Raw genomic sequence first — 6470 nt, 5'->3', positions numbered from 1 at the left:
CGCCGTGCAGGTCGCGCAGAACGGCGCGTCGGCTGCGCCTGCCGCGCAACCGGCCACGATCGTCACCGAAGATACTGCATCGGGCACGTCCGCATCGTCTGCGCCCGTCGCGGACGACAGCCGCCTGTCGCGCGCGCTCGCCGACGGCGCCTCCGACGCGTCGGGCGCGGCCGCGACCGGCGCCGCTGCCGCCGCAACGACTGCCGCCGCGGTCGCGACGACGAAAGCCGCGAAGGCCGATACGAAGAACGCGAAGGTCGCTGCGCGCAGCAAGGCGGAGACGAAGGCCGAGAGCAAGGCCGAAGCCCGCAAGCACCGCAAGGAAACCGAACTCGCGCAGGCGAAGAAGCGCCGCGACGCGCCGGTGCGCACCGCGGGCGCGAAGGACGATCCGGATGCGGACCTGCTCGCGGCGCTCGTCGCGCGCACCAAGCCCGCCGACAAGAAGGCCGCCGCGCAGAAGGGGCAGGCCGTGCCGACCAGGACGGCCGCGTCCGCCGGCGGCTCGCTGGCCGCGCGCGTGAAGGAGTGCGCGCAGCGCGGCTTCTTCGAGGATCAGCTGTGCCGCTGGCGCGTGTGCGAAGGGCAATGGGGCAAGGACCCGGCCTGCCCGAACGCCGCGCAGGCGGAAACCCGGCAATAATCCGGCTCGCGTACCGCAGACGGTCGCATGCGCGCCGCCCATCGGGCGGCGCGTTGCTTTTGGGGCCGCGAAGCGGCCGGTAGGATCGCGTGTGACACTGTCATGCACGCGTCACGACCGTCGGGCATACGTCTCCTTTCCCTTTCCGGCGCGGGCCGTATGCACCGCGCGAGCTTCGACACGATGGACCTGATCGTACAGACTTACGGCGCCGACACGTCCGGCATGGTATGCGGATTCCGCTTCGTGCCCGGCGGGTCGGGCGCGATGCTCGACGCGTCCGCCGCCGCCGAGTGGCTGCACGCGTGCCGCGCGGCCGGCACAGCCGCGGCGGACGATTTCGTCTGGCTGCACTTCAATCTCGCGCACGGCGCGAGCGAGCGCTGGATGCGCACGCACCTCGGGCTGCCCGACAGCTTCTTCGAATTTCTGCACGAAGGTTCGCGCTCGACGCGCATCGAGCAGGAGGACGGCGCGCTGCGCGCGATCGTCAACGACGTGATGTTCAACCTCGAGCTGACGCCGTCCGAGATCGCGACGCTGTTCGTCCACGTCGAGCGGCGCATCATGGTGACCGCGCGGCTCAAGCCGCTGCGCTCGGTCGACACGCTGCGCGCGTGCGTGCGCGACGGCGAACGGTTCCGGTCGCCCGCGGAGCTGCTGATGCACCTGCTGCGCGACCAGGCCGACCTGCTGATCCAGATCATGCGGCGCACGAGCGTCGACGTCGATCGCATCGAGGATCGCTTCCTGTCGCAGCGGCTCACGTCGAACCGCATCGAGCTGGGCGCGATGCGCCGCACGCTGACGCGCCTGCAGCGCATGCTCGCGCCCGAACCGGGCTCGATCTTCCGGCTGCTCGCGAAGCCGCCCGCGTGGCTGCATGCGGAAGACGTGCAGGAGCTGCGCGAGTCGACCGAGGAGTTCTCGCTCGTGCTCGCCGATCTCGCCGGGCTCGTCGAGCGGATCAAGCTGCTGCAGGAAGAGATCGGCTCGCGGCTCGACGAGCAGAACAACCGCACGCTGTTCACGCTGACGCTGGTCACCGTGATCGCGCTGCCGATCAACATCGTCGCGGGCTTCTTCGGGATGAACGTCGGCGGCGTGCCGTTCTCGGACAACAAGCACGGCTTCTGGCTGATGGTGCTGCTCGTCGCGGGCTTTACCGCGCTCGCCGCGTGGTGGGCGTTTCGTCGTCGCGACGATCGCTAGCGGTTGTCCGGCGTCTGTCGTTGCCCGGCGCATCAACGGGCGCAGTCGCCGCGCTCAGCGCAGCAGCGCGATTGCGCGCTCGCCGATCGCCATCCCGAGCAGGCCGACCAGCGCGACGAGCGGCGGGGCCGGCGAGCGCACCTGCAGCAGCGCATACAGCACGCCGACACCGACGCCTGCCGCGAGCGAAGTCACGTAGTCGATCATCGCGTTCTCCGGCCGCTCGATGTCACGGCTTGAGCAGCACGCGTTCGCGTGCGCCCGCCAGCACCGCGCGATATGCGTCGTGCGCGCGTTCGAGCGGATACACGTAGTCGTCGACGATCGGGAACGCGCGCAGCGTGCCGCTCTCGAAGCCGGGCGCGAGCGTGTCGAGGATGTGCGCGACGGCCGCGCCGTCGAGCTGCAGCGAATCGACGCCCACGTACGTGTGCTGGCCGCGATAGAACGCGAAGATGTCGAACGGCACGCTGCGCTCGATCGTCGAGATGAAGATCTGTCGCGCGCCGATCGCCATCGACGCGTTGGCGGCCTCGAAATACGGGCTGCCGACCGTGTTGTAGACGATGTCCGCGCCATGTCCGCCGGTCGCCGCGCGCACGGCGTCGGCGACCGCTTCGCTCGATGCATCGATCACGCGCACGTCGCGCGACGCGTGGCCGCGATAGCCGCCCGGGCCGCGCTCCACGCCGATCACGGTCGCGCCGCGCGCGGTCGCGAGCTGGATCGCCGCCTGGCCGACCTTGCCGTTCGCACCGAACACGAGCACGACGTCGCCGGCCGTCGGCATGCCGGCGCGCCGCAGGCCTTCGTACGCCGTCACGAACGGCACGCCGACGCCGGCCGCTTCGTCGAGCGTCAGCGCGGCGGGCTTGCGGCGCACCAGCGCGGCATCGAGCAGCAGCAGTTCCGCGTGCGAGCCGTCGCGGTGCACGCCGAGGTCGCCGCCCGACCCCCACACGTGCGCGCCGACCCAGTCGGCGGGGCCGCTGCGCACGACGCCGGCCCAGTCGCGTCCCGGCGTGCGCGGCCACACCGCGTGCGGCATGCGGCCGAGCGCGGCTTTCACGTCGCTCGGGTTCACGCCGGCCGCGCGTACTTCGATCAGCATTTGGCCATCGGTCGGCACGGGGTCGGCGATATCGCGGATGCGGGCATCGAGCGACTCGATGTCGGCGGCGGGGGCTTCCAGACGAAGGCTGCGCATGATCGGCTCCTGAGGCGGGGCGCCGGCCCGGCGGGCGGCGGCGCGTGAAAGGAATGCCTGCAGTCTAGTCGCGCGGGATTGACGCGGAAACATGCAAAGGCGCACGATTGTTTTGCAATCAACGCACAGGCAACCCCGCCCTCGCCGATGGACGACTTCCTTTCCCCGCATCTGGCGCTGTTCGTCGACGTGGTCGAACAGCAGAGCTTCTCGGCGGCCGCGCGCCGGCTCGGCGTCGCCGCGTCGTCGGTCACGCGGCGCATCGACCGGCTGGAGGCGCAACTCGGCCTGCGCCTGCTGCATCGCACGACGCACGCGCTACGGCCGACCGAGGCCGGGCAGCTGCTGTATGAGCGCGCGACGCGGATGCTCGCCGAACTGCGCGGGCTGCAGGAGGATCTGCACAGCCAGCACGACGAGCCGAGCGGGCTGCTGCGCGTCGACTGTCCGGCGCCGTTCGGCCGGCTGCACCTGATGGCCGCGCTGGTCGCATTCATGCAGCGTCATCCGGCGCTGCAGGTCGAGCTGGTGCTCACCGACAGCATGGTCGACCTGCAGGGCGCGCGGCTCGGCACCGACGTCGATCTCGCGGTGCGCATCGGCCCGCTCGAGGACACGCGTCTCGTCGCCACCGTGCTGGCGCCGCAGCGGCGCGTGCTGTGCGCGAGCCCGGCCTATCTTGCGCGGCGCGGCGAACCCGCGTCGCCCGATGCGCTGAGCGAACACGACTGCGTCGGGTGGCACGGCGCGCCGCCGCCGGGCGCGTGGCGCTTCGACGGCCGCCGCCTGATTCCCGCGCAGCCGCGGTTTCGCAGCAATCATTCGGAAGCGTTGCTGGAGGCGGCGATCGAGGGGCTCGGCATCGCGCACCTGCCGACCTGGCTCGTCGCGGATGCGCTGCGCGCGGGGCGGCTGCGCACGATCCTGCCGCGCTACGCGGCGGCGCCCGAAGCGGCGACGATCCACGTGCTGCGCCAGCAGGCGCGCGGCAGCGCACGCGCGTCGCGGCTGGTCGCGTTTCTCTCCACGTGGTTCGCGCAGCCGGCGTGGGACGCCGCGTGGGCGTGACGGCGCGACGCGGCATCGCGCCATACCGTGTCGTGCCAAAGAAAACGGGCCTCGCTCGCGAGGCCCGTCGAAGAATGAAGAAACCGTCCACCGGCCGGCCCGGCGCCGCGGTTGCGCGGCGTCGGCCGGCCGTACGCCGTTACTGCGCGACCGTCTTGCGCGGCTTGAACGCGCCCTGGTAGCGCAGCGCCGGGCGTTCCTTCGTGGTCGGCAGGATGCCGCCGAAGCTCGGCGTCTGGCGCAGCTTGATCGCGGCCGGCGAGGCGACCGAACCGATCGACGTCGAGCGCGAGGCCGGCGCGAGGTTGTTCGCGACCAGCAGCGCCGCCTCGCTCTTCAGGTTCGCGAGCAGCACCGGATCGGTCGAGCTGTTGATCTGCGTGAGCAGCCCGCTCCATGCCGCGTCGCTGTAGTTCACGACGTAGTAGTCGAGACCGGTCGGGTCCGCGACCACGCCCGTGCAGCCTTCGAGCCGAGTCTGCGTCTGCGTGTCCTTCAGCGCGAGCGTCGTGCGGTTCGCAAGGCCCTGGCCGTACGCGAGCGTGATCGGCACCGTCCATTGCAGACCCGGATACGCGTTCTTGTTCGGGAACGGCTGCTGTTTCAGCGTGACGACCGTCTGGTTCTTCGTCAGGTCGCACTGCGTGTCGAGCGAGATCAGCGGCACACCGGTCTGGCGCACGTAGCTGTCGCCGATCGGGCCGACCGGCTGGCCGCTCGCCTTCGACAGCGCGTCCCACAGGCGCTTCGGCGTGCCGTTGCCGAACGAGTAGTCGGTCAGGTACTGCTGCAGGCCCTTGCGCAGCGTCTGCTCGCCGAGATAGTTCTCGAGCGTCTTCAGCACATGACCGCCCTTGTCGTACGTAAACGCGCTCGCGCTCAGCACGAAGTCGTTCGATGCCCAGTCGTTGAAGTTCGGCGCGACCGGGAACGCGTTCGGGCCGATATCGCGATTGATCACGCGGTACTTGTTCGTCACCTGGTCGAGCCAGCTGAACTCGTCGGGGAAGAACTGGATCGTCGTCTTCGTCTCGAAGAAGGTCGCGAACGACTCGTTGAGCCACACGTCGTCCCACCAGTCGGTCGTCACGAGATCGCCGAACCACTGGTGCGCGACTTCATGCGTGAGCACCTCGTTGCCGTACTGCGACATCGGCTGGCCCGGCTGCGGCAGGATGTCGTCGGCGAATTCGAGGATCGAGCCCCAGTTCTCCATGCCGCCGAAGTTCAGGTCCTTCTCTTCCTTGAACGCGTCGTTCGCGGCGACCGTGTCGAACTTCTTCAGCGGCAGCGGGATGCCCGTGTAGCGGTAGTAGAAGTCGAGCGCCTGCTTGGTGCGGTCCATCGCCGGCTTCGCCCAGTCGCGCATGCCCGGCGGCGTGAACACGCGCAGGTGCAGGCCGCCCTTGCCGCCCGGCAGCGGGCTCGTGAAGTCGTCCTCGTAGGTGTCGAACAGGCCGCCGCCGAAGAACAGCAGGTACGACGGCATCGGCGGGGTCTTCTCGAACTGCACGAGCTTGTAGCCGCCGCCGACGTTGGTCGACGGCTTCTCGGCCGCGTTCGACACGACGCGCCAGTTCGACGGCACTTCGGCCGTCACTTCATAGGTCGGGCGGAATGCCGGCTCGTCCCAGCCGGGGAACCACTGGCGCGCGAGGTTGGTTTCGCCCTGCGTGAGAATCGCGCCGCTGGTCGTGCCGTCGGTGCTCTTCAGGTCCACGCGGAACACGCCTTCGGCGGCCGAGCAGCCCGGATACGGATCGTCGCCGCAGCTGCCGCCGGTCTTCTTGACCGGATCGTCGTACGACTTGAAGTTGATGATGCCCGACCACTCCATGTGCAGCGAATAGTTGCCCGGCGAGATCGAGCCGCTGACCGGGCGCAGCTGGTAGTAGTCGCCCTTGTCCTGCGGCGTCGCGATCAGTTGGATGTTGCCGGGCTGCAGCGTGATGCGGCCGTTGGTGAACTTGATCCGGTGGCCCGCGATCACGATGTTGTTGACCGGCTTCAGCACCTTGATCTCGACGTCGGCGCGGCCGTCGAACGCGTTCAGTGCTTCGTTCGGGCGGAACCACAGCCGGTAGTTCACCGGCACGACGGTGTCGGGCAGCTCGACGGGCGGCACGCTCTTGTCGACGTTGGAAGCGGCCGGCGGCGTGGTGACGGCGGGCGACGAGCCCGCGTTCGGTGCGGCGGCCGAGCTGAGCGCGGACGCGGAGCCGACGCCGCCGTCGTCGCCGCCGCAGCCGGCGAGCGCGAGTGCGGCGACGAGCGGCAGGTAACGCATCTTGCGAATCTGGATCGACATGACTGAAAACCTCGATTATTGAAAGAGTGGTC

General features: G+C 69.8%; 6 protein-coding genes. 3 read left to right on the top strand and 3 right to left on the bottom strand.

The window, feature by feature from the left end; all coding sequences use genetic code 11:
- Both BST28156_RS26455 and BST28156_RS26450 read left to right on the top strand, forming a co-directional pair.
- Positions 1 to 643 (top strand): phage tail protein (locus BST28156_RS26455; protein ID WP_174903747.1); only part of this gene is annotated, 643 nt, incomplete at its 5' end.
- 183 nt (positions 644 to 826) lie between these two features.
- Positions 827 to 1855, top strand: a complete 1029-nt coding sequence (locus BST28156_RS26450) for a transporter (RefSeq protein ID WP_060246294.1) — start codon at positions 827 to 829, stop codon at positions 1853 to 1855.
- A gap of 54 nt (positions 1856 to 1909) precedes the next feature.
- Here the strand turns inward: BST28156_RS26450 and BST28156_RS26445 are convergent, their stop codons facing one another.
- On the bottom strand, positions 1910 to 2062 hold the full coding sequence (locus tag BST28156_RS26445) for a DUF1427 family protein (protein WP_081077323.1): 153 nt from the start codon (positions 2060 to 2062) through the stop codon (positions 1910 to 1912).
- Between the two features lie 22 nt (positions 2063 to 2084).
- Positions 2085 to 3062 carry a quinone oxidoreductase family protein gene (locus tag BST28156_RS26440; RefSeq protein WP_174903746.1) on the bottom strand — a complete coding sequence of 326 codons (978 nt, stop codon included), beginning with the start codon at positions 3060 to 3062 and terminating at the stop codon, positions 2085 to 2087.
- Positions 3063 to 3209: 147 nt separating this feature from the next.
- Here BST28156_RS26440 and BST28156_RS26435 point away from each other — a divergent pair, with 147 nt between their 5' ends.
- Positions 3210 to 4130, top strand: a complete 921-nt coding sequence (locus tag BST28156_RS26435; protein WP_174903745.1) for a LysR family transcriptional regulator — start codon at positions 3210 to 3212, stop codon at positions 4128 to 4130.
- A 139-nt stretch (positions 4131 to 4269) separates the two neighbouring features.
- Here BST28156_RS26435 and BST28156_RS26430 read toward each other — a convergent pair whose 3' ends face one another.
- The gene (locus BST28156_RS26430) at positions 4270 to 6438 is read right to left on the bottom strand and encodes a M1 family metallopeptidase (RefSeq protein ID WP_174903744.1); all 2169 of its coding nucleotides are present in this window, start codon (positions 6436 to 6438) and stop codon (positions 4270 to 4272) included.
- Between the last annotated feature and the right edge of the window lie 32 nt (positions 6439 to 6470).

The organism is Burkholderia pseudomultivorans, from assembly GCF_902499075.1.
GTDB classification, from domain to species: Bacteria; Pseudomonadota; Gammaproteobacteria; order Burkholderiales; family Burkholderiaceae; genus Burkholderia; species Burkholderia pseudomultivorans.
This window is presented reverse-complemented; position numbering and strand designations above follow the sequence as displayed.